The organism is Mycobacterium sp. PO1 (assembly GCF_017312405.1).
Classification (GTDB): Bacteria; Actinomycetota; Actinomycetes; order Mycobacteriales; family Mycobacteriaceae; genus Mycobacterium.
The window spans coordinates 1-16452 of record NZ_BLTG01000008.1; the positions used below are offsets into that span (position 1 = coordinate 1).

The 16452-nt window shown below is 69.2% G+C and carries 16 protein-coding genes; 4 read left to right on the forward strand and 12 right to left on the reverse strand.

Annotated features, from left to right (window positions below; all coding sequences use genetic code 11):
* Window positions 1–16: 16 nt before the first annotated feature.
* From J3476_RS02795 to J3476_RS02810, 4 genes are all read right to left on the reverse strand, one after another.
* Window positions 17–874: an IS481 family transposase gene (locus tag J3476_RS02795; protein ID WP_207065029.1), complete on the reverse strand. Its 858-nt coding sequence runs from the start codon at window positions 872–874 to the stop codon at window positions 17–19.
* Window positions 875–1053: 179 nt separating this feature from the next.
* Window positions 1054–1488 (reverse strand): PPOX class F420-dependent oxidoreductase, encoded by a 435-nt coding sequence (locus J3476_RS02800; protein ID WP_207065030.1) that lies wholly within the window; start codon window positions 1486–1488, stop codon window positions 1054–1056.
* 41 nt (window positions 1489–1529) lie between these two features.
* Entirely contained in the window at window positions 1530–3089 is a 1560-nt protein-coding gene (locus J3476_RS02805) for an FAD-dependent oxidoreductase (protein ID WP_207065031.1), read from the reverse strand.
* Window positions 3086–3877, reverse strand: coding sequence for a carotenoid biosynthesis protein (locus J3476_RS02810; RefSeq protein WP_286182532.1), 792 nt, complete (start codon window positions 3875–3877; stop codon window positions 3086–3088). Before J3476_RS02810 ends, J3476_RS02805 begins: the two co-directional genes overlap by 4 nt.
* A gap of 221 nt (window positions 3878–4098) precedes the next feature.
* Here J3476_RS02810 and J3476_RS02815 point away from each other — a divergent pair, with 221 nt between their 5' ends.
* The gene (locus tag J3476_RS02815) at window positions 4099–5124 is read left to right on the forward strand and encodes a glycosyltransferase family 2 protein (RefSeq protein WP_286182533.1); all 1026 of its coding nucleotides are present in this window, start codon (window positions 4099–4101) and stop codon (window positions 5122–5124) included.
* The gene (locus J3476_RS02820) at window positions 5121–6665 is read left to right on the forward strand and encodes an NAD(P)/FAD-dependent oxidoreductase (protein WP_207065033.1); all 1545 of its coding nucleotides are present in this window, start codon (window positions 5121–5123) and stop codon (window positions 6663–6665) included. Before J3476_RS02815 ends, J3476_RS02820 begins: the two co-directional genes overlap by 4 nt.
* Here the strand turns inward: J3476_RS02820 and J3476_RS02825 are convergent.
* Entirely contained in the window at window positions 6574–7257 is a 684-nt protein-coding gene (locus J3476_RS02825) for a CDP-alcohol phosphatidyltransferase family protein (RefSeq protein WP_207065034.1), read from the reverse strand. The genes J3476_RS02820 and J3476_RS02825 overlap by 92 nt on opposite strands.
* 9 nt (window positions 7258–7266) lie before the next feature.
* On the opposite strand from J3476_RS02825, the gene J3476_RS02830 reads away from it, so the two are divergent.
* Complete coding sequence (locus J3476_RS02830) at window positions 7267–8121, forward strand: YhjD/YihY/BrkB family envelope integrity protein (protein WP_207065035.1); 855 nt, start codon at window positions 7267–7269, stop codon at window positions 8119–8121.
* Here J3476_RS02830 and J3476_RS02835 read toward each other — a convergent pair.
* Window positions 8118–8975, reverse strand: coding sequence for a mycofactocin-coupled SDR family oxidoreductase (locus J3476_RS02835; protein ID WP_207065036.1), 858 nt, complete (start codon window positions 8973–8975; stop codon window positions 8118–8120). The genes J3476_RS02830 and J3476_RS02835 overlap by 4 nt on opposite strands.
* A gap of 178 nt (window positions 8976–9153) precedes the next feature.
* On the opposite strand from J3476_RS02835, the gene J3476_RS02840 reads away from it, so the two are divergent.
* A complete protein-coding gene (locus tag J3476_RS02840; RefSeq protein ID WP_207065037.1) occupies window positions 9154–9960 on the forward strand; it encodes an SDR family NAD(P)-dependent oxidoreductase in 807 nt (268 codons plus the stop codon).
* 87 nt (window positions 9961–10047) lie between these two features.
* Here the strand turns inward: J3476_RS02840 and J3476_RS02845 are convergent, their stop codons facing one another.
* The 6 genes from J3476_RS02845 to J3476_RS02870 are packed head-to-tail and all read right to left on the reverse strand — an operon-like array spanning window position 10048 to window position 16373.
* Window positions 10048–11325, reverse strand: coding sequence for a DUF427 domain-containing protein (locus J3476_RS02845; protein WP_207065038.1), 1278 nt, complete (start codon window positions 11323–11325; stop codon window positions 10048–10050).
* A gap of 27 nt (window positions 11326–11352) precedes the next feature.
* Window positions 11353–12342, reverse strand: coding sequence for an NAD-dependent epimerase/dehydratase family protein (locus tag J3476_RS02850; RefSeq protein ID WP_207065039.1), 990 nt, complete (start codon window positions 12340–12342; stop codon window positions 11353–11355).
* An 8-nt stretch (window positions 12343–12350) separates the two neighbouring features.
* Window positions 12351–12653 carry a hypothetical protein gene (locus J3476_RS02855; protein ID WP_207065040.1) on the reverse strand — a complete coding sequence of 101 codons (303 nt, stop codon included), beginning with the start codon at window positions 12651–12653 and terminating at the stop codon, window positions 12351–12353.
* Window positions 12650–14155 (reverse strand): class I adenylate-forming enzyme family protein, encoded by a 1506-nt coding sequence (locus J3476_RS02860; protein ID WP_207065041.1) that lies wholly within the window; start codon window positions 14153–14155, stop codon window positions 12650–12652. Before J3476_RS02860 ends, J3476_RS02855 begins: the two co-directional genes overlap by 4 nt.
* The gene (locus tag J3476_RS02865; RefSeq protein ID WP_207065042.1) at window positions 14152–14907 is read right to left on the reverse strand and encodes an SDR family oxidoreductase; all 756 of its coding nucleotides are present in this window, start codon (window positions 14905–14907) and stop codon (window positions 14152–14154) included. Before J3476_RS02865 ends, J3476_RS02860 begins: the two co-directional genes overlap by 4 nt.
* Window positions 14904–16373: an aldehyde dehydrogenase gene (locus tag J3476_RS02870; RefSeq protein ID WP_207065043.1), complete on the reverse strand. Its 1470-nt coding sequence runs from the start codon at window positions 16371–16373 to the stop codon at window positions 14904–14906. The genes J3476_RS02865 and J3476_RS02870 overlap by 4 nt, the downstream gene beginning before the upstream one ends.
* Between the last annotated feature and the right edge of the window lie 79 nt (window positions 16374–16452).

Genomic DNA, 16452 nt, shown 5'->3' on the forward strand with positions numbered 1-16452 from the left:
TCCAGACCAGGACGGTTCAGTGGGGGCGGCGGTGGTTGTATTCGTCGACGAAGGCGTCGAGTTGAGTTTGCAGCTCAGCGAGGGTCGCGGCGCGGGGTTGGCCGCTGAGCCACTTTTTGAGGGTTTGGTGGAAGCGTTCGACTTTTCCGCAGGTGGTGGGGTGGTTGGGGGTGGAGTTGATTTGGTGGACGTCGAGGCGGCGCAGTTGGGCTTCGAATTCGTTGCGTCCGCCTTTGCCGCCTGCGAATCGGGTGGTGAAGACCATGCCGTTGTCGGTGAGCGTGGAGTATGGGATGCCATGGCGGGCAATGGCGTTGGTGAACTCTTTGACGACGATGGCGCCGGTGACGCGGCGGTGGGCGGTCACCGAGATCGCCAAGCGGGAGCAGTCGTCGAGCCAGCACAGAATTTCGACGTCGGTGCCGCCGACCAGGCGCCAGTGGGTGAAGTCGGCTTGCCAGCGTTCATTGGGTTGCGCGGCGGCAAAGCGGATGTAGGACGACTTGGGTCGCTTCTGCGGGGCGGGGTCGACCAGGCCGGCGGCGCGCAGATGGCGGCTGATCGAGGCGGTCGACACCCGTAGCTGGTGGTGGTGCTCGAGGTGCCAGGCGATGGTGTGCGGTCCGGCGTCGAGGCCTTTGCCGGCTAGGTGGTGTCGCAGTTCGATGATCAGGTCGATGGTGGCCTGGGGTAGCCGGGTGGGGCTGGAATGGGGGCGTCGCGAGCGTGGTTCGAACGCGGCCTCGCCTTCGAGGGTGTAGCGCGTGATCAGCCGGGAGATCCAGCTTTGGGAGACGCCGTAGTCGCGGGCGACCTGCGACTGGGAGCGGCCTTCGACGAGGACGGCGGTGATGACCAGGCGAGCCTTCGACACCAGCTGAAACTGGCCCAGCCACCTATGCCGATGTCTTGAGACACCCTATTCCGATGTCCTGAAACACCACACTGTCCCCGCTACTAGGTGGAACGGCCCCCGGACGCTAGTCCGGGGGCCGTTCTCATTCGCGGACCGCGACCGTGTGGCCGCAGTGTGACCGTGTGGCACAGCCACCGTCAGGAGGCGCCGCGCCCGTCGGGCTGATCGTTGTTCTTCTGCGCACCCCAGCCGTGGATCCGGTCGATCTCGATGAGCGCGCTGACGCGGGGCCGGTCCCGGTCCGGGTACGGCTTGCCCTGATAGTGCTGCGACAGCGCGTCGATGTCTTCGAGACCTTCATCGTCGTACATGCGCAAGACGCGGCCGATGGCGGTGACGTGGGTGTACCAGTCGTCGCCGTCGATCACGGTGAGCGAGACCCGAGGGTCTCGGCGCATGTGGGCCAACCGTTTTCGGGCGACGTCCATGTTGACGAGCAGCTGGTCGTCACGGAGCAGATACCAGGTGGCGGCCGAAACCGGTTGGCCGTCGCGGCGGGTGGTGGCGATGACGGCAGGGTTGGGCCTACCCAGCATCTGTCGTGCGTCGTCGGAGAGCGGTGCTGAAGTCATGGAGTGGGGATGCCCCGACTACGCCTCGTTCACGCCGTCGGCTACCCGCGATCTTTACCCCGGCGCGGTATCTGCGGCACCCCCGCGAGCAGTCCGCGCTGCGGCACGCCGGTGATCGGCTCGGCGGCGGCGCCCAGTTCGGCCAGGACGTCGTTGGCCGCCAGCACACCGGACATCGCCGAGCGCTCCATCAAACCGGCCAGGTAGGGAAGTTCGATGTAGTCACCGGCCAGTCGCAGCCCGCGGGCGTCGGTGCGCACCCCGGGACGGCTGCCCGCCGAGCCGGGCGGGAACGCCGGGGCGGTGGCCTCGAGCCGGTTGTGCGCGTGGGTGACGGTCGCGTCGGCGGTTTCCGGCCACAGAACGGCCAGTTCGGCGCGCATCGCCGCGGCCGCCTCTGCGGCGTCGTCCAAACGGCATGAGTACGAATGCAGTTCGATTATCGATCCGCCCGTGGCGGCGGCCCACCGGATGCTGGGTTCCTCCAGTCGGGAGTACACCGCGATCGAATCGAGGTTGGGTTGCCCGCTGACGGCGCTGAACGGTGCCCGATCGGGTGCGACGTCGCGGTCCAGCCAGATCCGGCTGACCGCGAACGGTGGCGCCACCAGCAGGTTTCGGCACTTCTCGGCCAGCAGCGGGGCCGCCGCAGCGGTCACCGGGGAGTTGTCGATCACCGAGCGCAGCGCTCCGGGATCCAGCCCCAGGATCACGTGCCGGGAGGTGAAGCGCCCTGCCTCGGTGTCGACGTGCCAGTCGGGACCGTCCGGTTCGACGGCCGTGACAGCGGAGCCCCGATGCACCCGGCCGCCGCGCTGTTCGAGGTAGCGCTGAAGCGGATGCCAGATGGCGGTGGCGTGATCGGTGTCGGGCACGTCGAAGCCGATGCCCTCGGGGTTGCCCAGGAAGTAGTAGTGGAACATCGCCACCAGTTCGGCCGCGGAGAGCTGACCCTGGTTGCAGAAGAACGACCGGGCGAACGCCTCGAACAGCATGGTGCGGGTCCGCTCGGTCATCCCGAGACCGTCGAGAAACGTTGCCGCGTCGATGTTGTCGAGTTCGGCCGTCGTGGTGGCGCGGTCGTAGGCCAACAGGGCGCGGCCCGTATCGGGGTCTGCTCGGGTCAGCTCGCGCCGGGTCAGGCTCTTCGACCGCAGCGCCAGCGCCAGCAGATTCAGCGGTGGCGCGGCGGGCAGCCCGGACAGGTCCTCGGCCGGCCAGCTCGCCGAGATCACCGGGTAGCTGGCTACCGGGGCGAGAAACGACAACTGCGGATCGGCGCGACGCAGAATCGAGCGCCAGGTGTAGTAGTGCCGGAAGAAGGCGTGGAAGCCGTGCTCGATGTACTGCTCGGTGCCGTCAGGGAGCCGCTCGGGCCAGGCGCCCAGGCGCCCGCCGAGATGGTCGTTGGCCTCCAGCACGGTGACCGCGACGCCCCGTTCGGCCAGCACGACGGCCGCCGACATGCCGGCGATGCCGCCACCGACGACGATCGCCGTGGCGCCGGGTGCGACGTCGGCGGGCAGCAGCGGATCCGGTGTCACCAGCTGTCGGGGCCGCATCCGCAACGGCGCGGCGCGGCTTCTCAGCGCATCGGTCATGGTCGCTCCGGTTCGCGGGCGCGCCGCCGCAGCAGGGCAAGCGTGAACGGGATGGCGATCGCTCCCATCACGATTCCCCCCATCACCGCGGACCCCGGCAGGCCGAAGAAGACGAAATGCGCCATCACCGAGGAAAAGTACACCCAGAGGTACAGCGCGGCCGCCGGACCCGACGGGCCGTCGTGCGACGGCAGCGCCGTCTGCAGGGCGGCCATGATCAGGGTGGTGACCAGCAGCCACCCGAGATAATTGGTCAACGGGATGCCGGGAACGAGGGGCAGTCCGGGGTCGGGGTGGGCCCACGTCCAGTGCCCGGCGTCGACCATCTGCGGGTCCAGGAACACGTCCCAGGCGGTCAGCGCAAGCGCACCGACCGCCACGACCGCTACCGGCCGCCTGGCCAGAGTCCGGGCGACGACCAGCGCCGGCCAGGCCATCATCACCCACGCCAGCGGGATCACCACCGGCACGCCGAGCAGTTGCGGACCCAGCGTTCCGCTGTAGGCGTAGGCGCCGAACGGAAACCCGGTGTGCACACCGACCGCCTCGGCCAGCAGACCACCACCGCCGGCGATCGCGATCAGCAGCGCCGCGCCTCTACCGCCGTGCACACGGGTGACGTCGGCGACGGCGGCGAGGAAGAACAGCACGACGCTGATGGTCGTGACCTCGGTGCGCGGGCCGTCGGGCAGCAGCGGGTAGAGGATCTGGCTCGCGATCGCCGCCGCCACCAGCAACCATGCGGGATGGACCGCGCGCAGCGAGCGGGACGGCACGGCCAGCGCCACCTCTGCTACCTCCGTTCGCGACGAAGCGGTCACCCCAGGTGCGCCGCCGGGTGGTGGCGGACGGGGTGAGCGCTCCGTAGAGTTCTCAGGTGCCCGACGCGCGACGCCCCAAACCGTTCCGGACGCTCGTCCTGGCGGGATCGTCGCTGGCGTGTTTGGGCACGGTCCACCAACTATTCAACCTACGTTACCTGCGGCGTCCGCCTTCAAAGCCGCCGTCGGTGAGCGTGCCGGTGTCGGTTCTGGTGCCGGCGCGTGACGAGGCCCATCGCATCGAGCCGACGATCCGGTCGCTGCTGGCCCAGCGCGGTCTCACCGATGTGGAGATCCTGGTGCTGGATGACAACTCCACCGATGGCACGGCCGACGTCGTGCGCGCTGTGGCCCCGGCCGATGCCCGGTTGCGGGTCCTGGCCGGGACCCCGCCGCCGGCCGGCACGCTGGGCAAACCGCACGCATGCGCGCAGCTGGCCGCCGCGGCGCGCGGCGTGATCCTGGTGTTCGTCGACGCCGACGTGGTGCTGTCCCCGGATGCCGTGGCCGCCTCAGTCGCCGTGTTGCGCGGCCCGGACCCGCTGGATCTGGTGAGTCCGTGGCCCCGCCAACTCACGACGGGGTGCTCCGGGCGTCTGATCCAGCCGTTGCTGGCCTGGTCGTGGCTGACCACGGTGCCGCTGCGCCTCGCGGAGCGGTCGGCCCGGCCGTCGATGGCGGTGGCCAACGGTCAGTTCCTCGTGGTCGAGGCCGACGCCCTGGCCCGGGCGGGCGGGTGGCAGTCGGTGTCCGGGGAGGTGCTCGACGACATTGCGCTGGCACGAAAGATCCGCGCCGGCGGCGGGCGCACGGGCGTCGCCGACGGGTCCGCCATCGCGACCTGCCGGATGTACGACAACGGCCGTGAACTGCGCGACGGCTACCGCAAGTCGCTGTGGGCAGCGTTCGGCTCGCCGCCGGGAGCCATCGCGGTCGCCGCGGCTCTGGCCGTGGTCTACGTGGTGCCCCCAATCGCGGCGACGACGGGGTCCCGGATCGGCGCCGTCGGCTATCTCGCCGCGGTGCTGGGACGGATCCTGTCGGCGCGCTGGTGCGGTACGACGGAGCGAGGCGCGACCATTGATGTGGAGCGTGGCGCGATCATCGATGCCGTGGCGCACCCGTTCTCGGTGCTGACCCTGCTGTGGCTGCTCGGCTCGTCCTGGGTGGGTCGGCTCCGTGGTTCGCTGCACTGGAAGGGCCGGGCCCTATGAGCCGGGTGGTGGTCATCGGGGCCGGACTGGGCGGGCTTGCGGCCGCGGCCCGGCTGGCGGCCGCCGGGCACTCGGTGACGGTGTTCGAGGGCGCCGACACCGTGGGCGGAAAGCTCGGACTCCTCGAGCGCGACGGCTTCACCTTCGACACCGGCCCGTCGCTGCTCACGCTGCCCGCGGTGTTGCAGCAGGTGTTCACCGACACCGGTGCCCCGCTCGAATTGCCGCTCAGCGCAGTCGATCCGGCGTGTGCGTACGTGTTCGGCGACGGGACGACCCTGACGCTGCCGCACGACGCGGCTGGCGTTCCGGCGGCGCTCGACGCGGCGCTCGGCGCCGCCACCGGAACGGCGTGGCAGCGGCTGCACAACCGCTCGCGGAGGCTGTGGGAGCTGGTCGGCGAGCCGGTGCTGCGCCGTCCGGTGTCCCTGACCGCGATGGCGCGCATGAGCACCCGGCCGGCGGATCTGCGCGTGGTGGCGCCGTGGCTGACCATCGACGGTCTCGGCCGGCGCATGCTGCCCGACGCCCGATTGCGGACGTGGCTGAACCGCTACGCCACCTATTCCGGATCCGACCCGCGCCGCACGCCCGCGGTGCTGTCGGTGACCGCGTTCGTGGAGCAGGAGTTCGGCGCGTGGTACGTACCCGGCGGGCTGCGGCGCATCGTGGAGGCGCTCGCCGAGCGCTGCCGTGAACTCGGTGTCGAGGTGCACACCGCGACGCCGGTCGAGTCGGTGAGCGTGCGCGACGGCCGCGCCACCGGCGTACGGGTCGGCGGGCGTGACGTGACCGCCGACATCGTCGTCAGCAATGCCGACGCCGCGGTGCTCTACGAGCGGCTGCTGCCGCGCGGCGCGGTGCGGGGTGCACAGCGCCGGGCGCGGCGCATGCCGCGCTCCATGGCGGGCTTCGTCCTGTTGCTCGGGCTGACGGGACGAGAGCCGGGCCCGGCGCATCGGGTCTACTTCCCCGCCGACTACGACGCCGAGTTCGACGCCATCTTCGGCCGGCGACCCGTGCCCGTCGCCGATCCCACCGTCTACGTGCACGCACCCGATGACCCGGCGCTGCGGCCCGACGAGAACTCGGAGGGCTGGTTCGTGCTGGTCAACGCGCCCGCGCACGATCCGGCGCGCGGGGTGGACTGGGACGAGCCCGGTCTGCGCGAGCGCTACAGCCGGCACATCCTGGACGTGCTGGCCGCCCGTGGCGCCGACGTGCGCGACCGGATCCGCGTCCTGGAGACCGTGACTCCCGCCGACCTGCAGCGTCGTGCCGGTGCACCCGGAGGCGCCATTTACGGCACCGCCTCGCACGGCCCCCGCGCGGCGCTGCGCCGCCCGTCGAACCGCAGCCCGCTGCCCGGGCTCTACCTGGTGGGCGGCTCGGCACATCCCGGCGGCGGCATCCCGCTGGTGCTGATGTCCGCCGAGATCGTCGCCGGACTCATCGGTCCGTCGGGTACGTCGCCGGGATCGAGCGACGAATCCCGAGCCACAGTTGCACCATCGCGACCACACCGGCGGCGGTCCACGTGACAGCGAACATGGTGCCCCAGTTCCACCCGGTGAGCGGCACCCCCGACCCCCGCACCGCCGCACCCGCGGCCGCCAGTGCGACGACGATCAGCCGGGTGGGACGTTCGCCGACGGTGATCGCGCCGGCGCCCGGCATCCCGACGGCCTGGGCGCGGGCGCGCACGTACTCCAGCAGCAGCACGAGCGTCAGCGCCGCGATCACCCAGCCGGGCGCCGCGCCCAACGCCAGCAGAACGGCGCCCAGCAGCAGATCACCGAGACGGTCGGCCGTCGAGTCGACCACCGCACCCAGCGGGCGGGCCCTTCCCGTGCGCAGCGCCACCGCGCCGTCCAGACCGTCCAGCACGCCGGCCGCGATCACCAGCGCCACCGCCAGGGCCGGCCAGCCGGGGCCCGCCACGGCCGCCCACGCGCCCACCAACGCCAGCACACCCAGCAACGACAGGACATCGGGCGGAATGCGAACGATCGGACCGCGGGCCAACATTCGCACCATCGACAGCCAGCCCCGCACGAGGCGCGACGGTTGCACGCCACTGTGCAGCGAGGACCAGCCCGCGTCACCGTCGCCGGCGGGTTGCTGCGCTGTCATGGTGTCAGCTTGCCAGCACGCTGCGACGGGTCGACGGGTATGGCGGTGAACCGGGCACGCAGGCTGGCTGTTCAGGTCAGCAGAACGTTCCCCGGGACCGACCTCGCGCTGTGGGCGGCCGGAGCCACCTTCTTCGGAGTGATCGGGCTGGTGCCGCTGGCGATGGCATCGCTGTGGGCGGCCGGACTGCTGGTCGGACAAGACACCGTGACCTCCTCGATGGACACGGCCATCTCGGGGTTGCCGTCCGGACACGGAACCCCCGAAGCGTTGCGGACCCTGACCTCGGTCGCGTTGGCGATGCCGTGGTGGCAGGCCCTGGTGGTGCTGTTCCCGGCCAGTCTCTACGGGGAGGGCCTGCGCCGCGCGTTCGTCCAACTGACCCCGGAGACAGACAAACTCACCGGGTGGCGCGGACGGGCAGGCCTGCTCGGCGTCGCGGCGGTCGCCCCGTTCCTGGTCCTGGCGGTGCTGGCGTTCGCGCCCTACGTGGCGCCGCTCTATACCGGCGAAGGGTGGTCGCTGGTGTGGGGGGTGTTCGTCGGGTTCCACGTCGTGTGGATCGCGGTCTCGACGGCGCTGGTGGGCGTGTACGGGCTCATCGCGCCCGGTCGGTTCGGCGTGAAGCCTTTGCTTACGGGGGCTTTCGGCAGCGGAGCGATCCTGGCCGGGTTCCTGCAGGGGTTCCTGCTGTTCTTGGCCATCCCGATCGAATGGTCCGCACCGTTCGGCGGCCTGCCCATCGTCGGTGCGGTGTCGGCGTTGGCGCTGTGGCTGTACCTGATACACATCCTGGTGCTCTGCGGGTTCCGCGTCACCGTGTATCTCAACGGGGTGTTCGCCGCTCGTGCCGCGTCCGGCTAGAAGCCCAACTTCAACCCGGCCCCGGCATCGACGAACAGTTGCTGACCGGTGACGAATCGGGATTCATCGGAGGCGAGGTACACGACCGCATGGGAGATGTCCTCGGGTTCGACCCACGGCGTCGGCATCGCCTGCAACACCGGGAAGACCAGCTCGGCGTCTTCTCTGGTCGGTTGGTCGAGGTCGGGCCGGAAGACCTTGTACATCGGCACGTTGTGCAGCATGTCGGTATTGACGTTGGTGGGGTGGATCGCGTTGATGCGGATGCTGTGCGGCGCCATCGTCAGAGCCAGCGCCTTGGTGTAGTCGCGCACCATCTTCTTGGCCATCCCGTAGCCCGCGCCGCCGGGCCCCTGTGGGCCACCACCGGTGGCGAGGTCCTTCTGGTCGATGAGGCCCGCGATCGAGCCTGTCACGATGACAGAACCGCCCGCCCCGAGATGGTCGAGACTGACGTGGATGGTGTTGACGACCCCGACGAAGTCGACGTCGAACGCGTCGATGAAGCCCCGGAACGGGATGTGGTTGCCTTGCGGACAGATCCCGGCGTTGGCCACGACGACGTGCAGTCCACCCAATTGCTCGACCGCATCGTCGAGCGCGGTCTTCAGGCCGGCGCGGTCGCGCACGTCGACGGCGGCGCTGACCACCCGCTGGCCGGATTTCTCGATCAGCTTCGCGGTCTCGTCGAGATCGTCGGGAGTCGCGAGGGGATACTCGTTGGATTCGATGTCGGCGCAGATGTCGAGGGCGATGATGTCGGCACCTTCGTCGGCGAGGTGCACCGCATGGCTGCGGCCCTGCCCGCGGGCGGCTCCGGTGACGAGGGCGACCTTGCCCTTGAGACGGTTCATGCATGCTCCGTTTCGATACTGCAGCGCCATTCTTGACCGAATGAATAGTAGAACAGATATTGTACTGTTGTCACACGCCATAGGCTGGAGCTCAGCTCCGCCGCGGCCGTCAGTTTATTGCTGGAAGACGGTGGCATCGCGGATGAGTGTCACGGTGTCCAATCCCTAAGGAGGACCGATGGTGCTGAGTCGGCAGTCGGTGGCGCTGGACGGGCGGGTGGCGGTGGTGACCGGCGGCGGCGCGGGCATCGGGCGGGCGATCGCGGAGGCTCTCTCGGAATTCGGCGCACGGGTGGCCATCTGGGAGCGGGACCCGGACACGGCGGCCAACGCCGCGGATGCCGTCGGCGGCTTCGCCTCCGTCACAGACGTCCGCGACGAAGCCCAGGTCGACGCCGCGCTGGAGGCGACAGTCCGAGCGCTGGGTACGCCGTCGATACTGGTCAACAACGCGGGCGGCGTGTTCTGGTCGGGGCTGTTGGAGACCTCGGTCAACGGTTGGGACGCCCTCCTCAGAGTCAACCTGAGCCAGGTACTGCTGTGCACCCAGCGCGTCGCCAGGCAGATGATCGCCGAGGGCCAGGCAGGCAACATCGTCAACATCACCACCATCGAAGGTGTGCGGGCGGCCCCCGGGTTCGCCGCCTATGCCGCCGCCAAGGCCGGTGTCCAGAACTTCACGAAGACGGCGGCACTCGAGTTGGCGCCGTACGGCATTCGGGTCAATGGCCTGGCCCCGGATTTCACGCTGACCGACAGCCTCCGCAGAATGGCCCCGGCCGGGGTCGAGAACGCGAAACTGATGGTTCCGCTGGGGCGAGCGGGCCATGTCGACGAGATGGCCGGTGCGGCCGTGTTTCTCGCGAGCGAGATGAGTGCCTACGTCACCGGACAGACACTGCACGTCGACGGGGGGACGAGCGCGGCAGGCGGTTGGTATCACCACCCCGAGGACGGGCACTACGTGCTGGGCTACTCACCGTGACCTCGCGAGCGGCGACCCGCGCCATGGCGAGCGGCGACCCGCGACATTGCGGACGACATAGCGACAGCGGGCCCTGGGTGCCAGTAGCTACATCACCGTACTGCTGTCGTGTCCCATCGCCGCGGGGTCACGCTGGAATTGGCGCACCATCGCCTGCACGGTGTAGGAGGCAGCGAGATGGCCATCTCGGGTGTACACCCGTCCCTCACCCTGCACCAGGCCGCGCCCGGACCAGAACGCACGGTTGGCGTACAGCAGCCAGTCGGTGACGTCCACATCGTCGTGAAAGGCGATGGTGGCCTTCATGATCCCGGTAGACAGCGTCCGGTGTGCCATCGCTTCGCCGAAGCCGGGGTGTGGCAGCATTCCGGCCGCGATCGTCCAGTGGGTGGTCGATTGCGCCAGCAGAGCCTGGTGCAGGTAACGGGGGCCAGGATCGTCCCGAAAGCGGGCCCAGGCGTTGATCATCGGCGGTCCCACGCGAGCCGGATCCGGATCGTAGGCACCGTCGACGATGCGGAGCTCGCGTCCCGTCATGCTGAAACCGGCGAACGGGCTCGCCGCGTCGGGACCGGGAACCTCGGGCATGGGCTCGACGTCACGGATGACGTCGGACGCCCCCGAGTCGGCCAGGAGCAGGCCGATGCACCGCAGACTGTCGTGCTGGCTGATGCGCACCTCGGTCGTGGAGAAGGTCCGTCCGCGCCGCACGACGTCGACGGCCACGTCGACGGGCGCGGTGAACGACGCCGCCTTGGTGAAGATCATCGACGCCGACGTGACCCGTTGATCGGAAAGCTCCTTGGAGGTGGCCACGATGGCCTGTGCGGCGAACTGGCCGCCTTCGACCACGTCGCGTTGCGTCGGACCGTGTGCTGGACCGACGAACCGGGAGGGGCCGGATGCTTCGACGTCGATGAGTCGTCGCAACTCGGCGGCGTCACCCCAGAGCGGAAACTGCGCCGGGACCGCGGACCCGTCAGGCCAGTGCTCCACGACGACCACACGCACGTCGGTGTCGTAGAAGCAGACATGGCCTCGGAGGTCGCCGACCTCGGTGAGCGGATCCCGGTACGTCCACATCACGTCTCGACCCGCGGCGTCGGTATCGCGGAGGCTCCAATAGGTGGCCACACCCTTGAACGGGCACACCGTGGTGTGATCGGAGTCGACGAAATGCTCCCAGCGAACGCCTGATTCGGGAAAATAGAGTCTGTCGACGTGATCGGTCTCGGTCACGACGAGGCAGTGGTCACTCTCGGCGACCAGCACATCACCGACCCATGCCTGCCCGGTCATCGCACACGCACGGATGTCGATGCGGTAGTCGGGGAATGCGGGCCACGCCGACTCAACCTGTGTCATGTGTTCTCGGTTCCCGTCCATGTGAATTCAGCCGAGTCGCCCGATGCGACGGAGCCACGAGACCAGTGTGCGCAGGGCGTCAGCGCGCCGCGTCGGCGTGTAACCGATCGCGCGTTCGGTCTTCGAGACGACCGGACGGGCGGGGTGGGGTTCGGTGACGATCTTGCGTGCCACCGCGACCAGCGTGGGTCCGTAGCGCGTGGTGAGGGCGGCCTGATCGCCGAGTGGGTCGACGTCGAGCACCCGGTGCCCGAACCCCGCGATGGCGATCGCTTCGTTGCACAGCGACGCCATGCTGGTGCGGTCGTCGGGATGCCCGAGAAACCAGTAGCGCGAACCGGCGCTGCCACGATCGAGGGCCGCCAGGGCTCCTCGTGCCACGTCGTCACCGGTGACCCAGCTGACCGGGTAGCCCAGCGACTCGGTCAACCGTCCGCGCAGGCCGGCGAGGATCACGCGGTTGAACGTCGTGCGTGCCAGCGCCCGTTCCGGAACCGGGCTCTCGCCGTAGATCGCGCCGGGGTGGCACGTCAGGGCGTCCAGGCCGGCGGCTGCGCGACGGTGGACCTCCTGATACGCAGCCAACTTGGTCAGGGTGTACGGATCGTCGGGAGGGGAGTCCAGCAGGGGAGCGTCTTCGAGATCAGGACAGGCCGCCATGTCGAGGAACGACCCGGTGCTGAATGCGACCACGCGGCGCAGGCCGACGGTTTCGGCGGCGTCGAGCACGTTTCGGGTGCCCTCGACATTGACGGCCTGAAAGGCGGCGCAGTCCTGGCTTTCGCCGCCGAGGAGTGCGGCAGTGTGGATCACCGCGTCCGCCCCCCGCGAGGCCGCGAGCACCGACGCCGCGTCGGTGACGTCACCGGCGACGAGTTCCGCCCCGACGGCGGCCAAGGCCTGCGCGGTCGAGGGGTTGCGCACCAGCGCGCGGGGCCGGTCGCCGCGCTCGGCAAGCTGTCGGCACACGTTGGAACCGGTCAAACCAGTTGCCCCGGTGACGAGTACGACGGCCACGGTGAATCCTAATCGCTGGCCGGGAGGGGTTTTGCCTCCTTGACCTGTAGCGGCGTCGAACCGATGGACAGCGTGCCCTTACCCGCCTTGGTGACGAGTATCTCGGAGCCGTCGGCGTCTACGTAGCGCTTGCCCATCAACGTGCCGCCCGCATAGTCCTCGTCCAGGCGGAGGCCGGCGTCAGGGGTGGCGTCCAGGGCGATCATCGGCGCGCCGCCGGCGCGCAGATCGTCCAGCGCATCGGAGGTGCGTACGACGATCACCTGGGTGTCGCAGACTTGGCTCTGCAAGCGGGTGCCGTTCTTGATCATGCCGACTCCTTGACGCTGAGTTGCTCGACGAGTTCGCGGCGCAGCACCTTGCCGGTCGCGTTGCTGGGTAGCTCGGTGCGGAACACGACCTTGTCGGGGGTGCGCGAGCCGCGCAGTTGCGCACGCACGAACGCGCGCAGATCCTCGACGCCGGGTGAGGGACCCGGTGCGGGAACCACGACCGCGACGACGATCTGGCCCCACTGCGCGTCCTCGACGCCCACGACGGCGCAGTCGCGCACCTGGGGGTGCTCGACCAGGACGTCCTCGATCTCGGCGGGAGCGATGTTCTCCCCGCCCCGGATGATGGTGTCGTCCGAACGGCCGCCGATGAACAGGTATCCGTCTGCGTCGAGATAGGCGATGTCTTTGGTGGGGAACCAGCCGTCGGCGTCGAGTACGGAGCCGATGCCCGTGTAACGCCCCGAGACCTGCTCGCCGCGCACGTAGAGTTCCCCGGGTTCGTCGGGCCCCAGGACGGTGCCGTTGTCGGCGCGGATCTGCACCTCGACAGACGGCACCGGCCGGCCGACCGAGCCGAGCCGCCGCGCGACCATCGGGTCGTCGGAGCCGAACGCGTCGCGATGATCCTCAGGCCCCAGCACCGCGATGGTCGACGACGTCTCGGTCAGGCCGTAGGCGTTGACGAAACCCGCCTGCGGCAGCGACTCGAGAGCCTTGCGGACAAGGGGGAGAGCGACTTTGGACCCTCCGTAGGCCAGCGTGCGAAGTGTCGGCAGCGTGGTCGAGCTGTTCTGCAGCGCATCGACGATACGGTCGAGCATGGTGGGGACGACGGTCGCCGACGTGACGCGCTCGGTGTCGACCAGGCGGACCCACTCCGCAGCGTCGAAGGCCGTGAGGTAAACGATCTTGCGGCCGGCATAGAGATTGGACAGCGCGGCCGACACCCCGGCGATGTGGTAGGGCGGCACACAGATCAGCGCTGCGTCACCTGGCTGGGCGGAGTCGAACTCGACCGTGCCCATGATGTAGCTGGTCAGGTTGTTGTGCGTCAACTCAACCGCTTTGGGCGCCGAGGTGGTGCCCGAGGTGAACAGCACCACCGCAACCGCATCGGGATCGGCGGACACCGAAGCCGACTCGGTGGTGCGCGCCGCGGCGAGGAAGTCTGCTGCGGACATGACGTGCTTGCCGACGTCACCGACGGCGTCGAGGTACTCGTCGTCGGCGATCACGAGCGGTTCCGGCAGGCGTCTGATCAGGGTGCGCAGGCCGTCGGCCGACAGGCGGTAGTTCAGCGGCGTGACCGGAACAGCTGCCCCTGCAGAGGCGAACAGCAGCAGCGGCAGCATCGGCCCGCCGGCGCCGACGTATGCCACGTGCGACGCCCCGGCTGCGGCGATGACGCCAGAACCACCGTCGGCGAGCGTGTTCAATTCCTCGACGGACCAGCGCAGTTCGCCCGACACCACCGCGGCATCCCCGTGGATCGCCAGCGACGAGCCCTGCGCCATCTCCAACAGCAACGAGATGCTCATACGGTCATCGGGGGAGCCGGGGACTTGAGAGTCACGTGGTCCAATCCCACGTTCGGATTGTCCAGTGCGCTGGCGACGATCCCCGCCAGCACGTCGGCGACTCCCTCGGGAGTCATGTGTGTCGCGGGAACCAGACCTCGCGAAATCCACTCGCCCGCAACGACCCCGAGAAGGTCGGGATCGAAGTCGGAGATGAAGTCCGTCGGCACGGTTGCTCCGACCTCGACGCAGCTGAACCGGTAGCCAGGGTGCTCCAGCCGCCAGGCCACCAGGCTGCGTTCCATCGCCGCCTTGCTCGCGGAGTACGCACCGAGCGCCCGGTGGGGGTGGCGCACCGAGTCGGACGACAGCACGGCCACCACTGCCGAGGGGGCCAGAACCGGCAGGTGAGCCTGGATGACCTGGTGCACCCCGATCACGTTCGTCGCCAGCACCTTCGTCCAGTCCTCGGCGTCGACGTCGGAGAATGCTTTGAGCGGCGCATAGCCGGCGCTGATCAGCAACAGATCGACTTCGCCGAGGGTGCTCGCCGCCGTTTCCCCGATGCGCCTGCAATCGTCGGCATTGCGGATGTCAGCGGACACCGATGTCACCTGCGCGGCGTCGGCGAGAACTTCGGCGGGTAGCTCACGTCGCGCCACGACGACGAGCCTCGCCCTATCCTCCAGCGCCTTCAGGGCGAATGCCCGGCCGATACCCGCCGAGCCGCCCACGACGACGACGCGCTTGCCCGCCAGCGATCGCTCCGTCACCGGGCGCCCTCGGCGATCGACTTGGTCTCCAGATACTCCTCGAAGCCCGCCACACCCATCTCCCGTCCGATCCCGCTCTGTTTGTATCCCCCGAAGGGCACGTCGACCCCGTAGAACACGCCGCCGTTGACATTGACGGTGCCGGTGCGCATCCGGTTGGCGACGGCCCGCGCCCGCTCGTCCGATGCGCTCACCACGGTGCCCGACAGCCCGTACCGCGAGTTGTTGGCGATCTGCACGGCGTGGTCGTCGCCGTCGTGCGGGATGACCACGAGCACCGGGCCGAAGATCTCGTCCTGTGCCACGGTCGAATCCGGGTCGACGTCGGCCAGCACAGTGGGTTCGACGTAGTACCCGGTGGGCAGGTGTGCGGGAATGCCGCCGCCGACGGCGATCGTGGCGCCCTCCTCGACGCCCTTTTGGATGTAGCCGAGCACGCGTTGGCGCTGCTCTTCCCGGATCAACGGTCCCATCAGGACCGAGGAATCGGTGGGGTCGCCGTAAGGCCAGGTCTTCAGGGTTTCCGCGAGTGCGGCGATCCCGTCGCGATACTTGCTGCGCGGCAGCAGCAGCCGCGTGGTGTTGGCACAGCCCTGCCCCGCATGGGTGGTGGTGGCGAACGCCGCTGAGGTCACGACCGCGTCGATGTCGGCGTCGTCGAGTGCGACGAGTGCCGACTTGCCGCCGAGCTCCAGGAAGACCTTCTTGATGGTCGCCGCCGCAGCGGTCATGATTCGCGTACCCGTGGCGGTGGAGCCAGTGAACGAGATCATGTCGACCCGCGGGTCCTCGCACAGCTGTTGGCCGACGGCATGACCGGCCGAGGTCACCACGTTGACCACGCCCGCGGGGATGTCGGTGTGCTCGGCGATCACCTGGCCGAGCAGAGTTGCCCCGTAAGGGGTGTCCGGGGCCGGCTTGAGGACGACCGTGTTGCCCGCGGCCAGCGCCGGCACGACCTTGGCGAGGTTGATCTGAACCGGATAGTTCCACGGGGTGATCGCGCCGACCACACCGACGGGTTCCCGGCGCACCGTCCGGTGGGTTCTCATGCCGAAGGGTTCGGCGAACCCCAGGCTGGTCTCCCAGTGGTACGTCTCGGCCAGGTCGGCGACCCAGGGCAACCCCGCCAGCGGAGCATCGAGCTGGGGGCCGTAGGTCAGCGCGACCGGACACCCGACTTCGGCCACCGTCGACGCCCTCAGCTCGTCGGCGTGCTTGGTCAGCGCCTCGTGCAGTTGCCTGATGCAGCGCACCCGGAAGGCGAGGTCATCGGCCCAGTCGGTGTGGTCGAACGCGTGCCGCGCCGCGGCGATCGCGCCGTCCATGTCGGTCGACGTTCCGTCGGCGGCCACGCCGATGACCTTTTCCGTCGCGGGATTGACGTTGTCATACGTCGCGCCGTCGGAGGCCGCGACGAGTCGCCCGTCGATCAGCATCCGTTCTTCGCGCCAGATCTCTGCCATCACCGCTCCTGAGTGCTGCACCCTGCCCACGCGGAGGTCGCGCGGTCAGCTTCATAGAACAGTAGTACAGGAGTTGTAC

Excerpts from the sequence above, each read along its gene's own strand:
- J3476_RS02845 (WP_207065038.1), bottom strand. The coding sequence starts at position 11,325 with ATGACACAGGTTGAGTCGGCGTGGCCCGCATTCCCCGACTACCGCATC.
- J3476_RS02820 (WP_207065033.1), top strand. The coding sequence starts at position 5,121 with ATGAGCCGGGTGGTGGTCATCGGGGCCGGACTGGGCGGGCTTGCGGCC.
- J3476_RS02805 (WP_207065031.1), bottom strand. The coding sequence starts at position 3,089 with ATGACCGATGCGCTGAGAAGCCGCGCCGCGCCGTTGCGGATGCGGCCC.
- J3476_RS02825 (WP_207065034.1), bottom strand. The coding sequence starts at position 7,257 with ATGACAGCGCAGCAACCCGCCGGCGACGGTGACGCGGGCTGGTCCTCG.
- J3476_RS02855 (WP_207065040.1), bottom strand. The coding sequence starts at position 12,653 with ATGATCAAGAACGGCACCCGCTTGCAGAGCCAAGTCTGCGACACCCAG.
- J3476_RS02870 (WP_207065043.1), bottom strand. The coding sequence starts at position 16,373 with ATGGCAGAGATCTGGCGCGAAGAACGGATGCTGATCGACGGGCGACTC.
- J3476_RS02840 (WP_207065037.1), top strand. The coding sequence starts at position 9,154 with ATGGTGCTGAGTCGGCAGTCGGTGGCGCTGGACGGGCGGGTGGCGGTG.
- J3476_RS02860 (WP_207065041.1), bottom strand. The coding sequence starts at position 14,155 with ATGAGCATCTCGTTGCTGTTGGAGATGGCGCAGGGCTCGTCGCTGGCG.
- J3476_RS02800 (WP_207065030.1), bottom strand. The coding sequence starts at position 1,488 with ATGACTTCAGCACCGCTCTCCGACGACGCACGACAGATGCTGGGTAGG.
- J3476_RS02835 (WP_207065036.1), bottom strand. The coding sequence starts at position 8,975 with ATGAACCGTCTCAAGGGCAAGGTCGCCCTCGTCACCGGAGCCGCCCGC.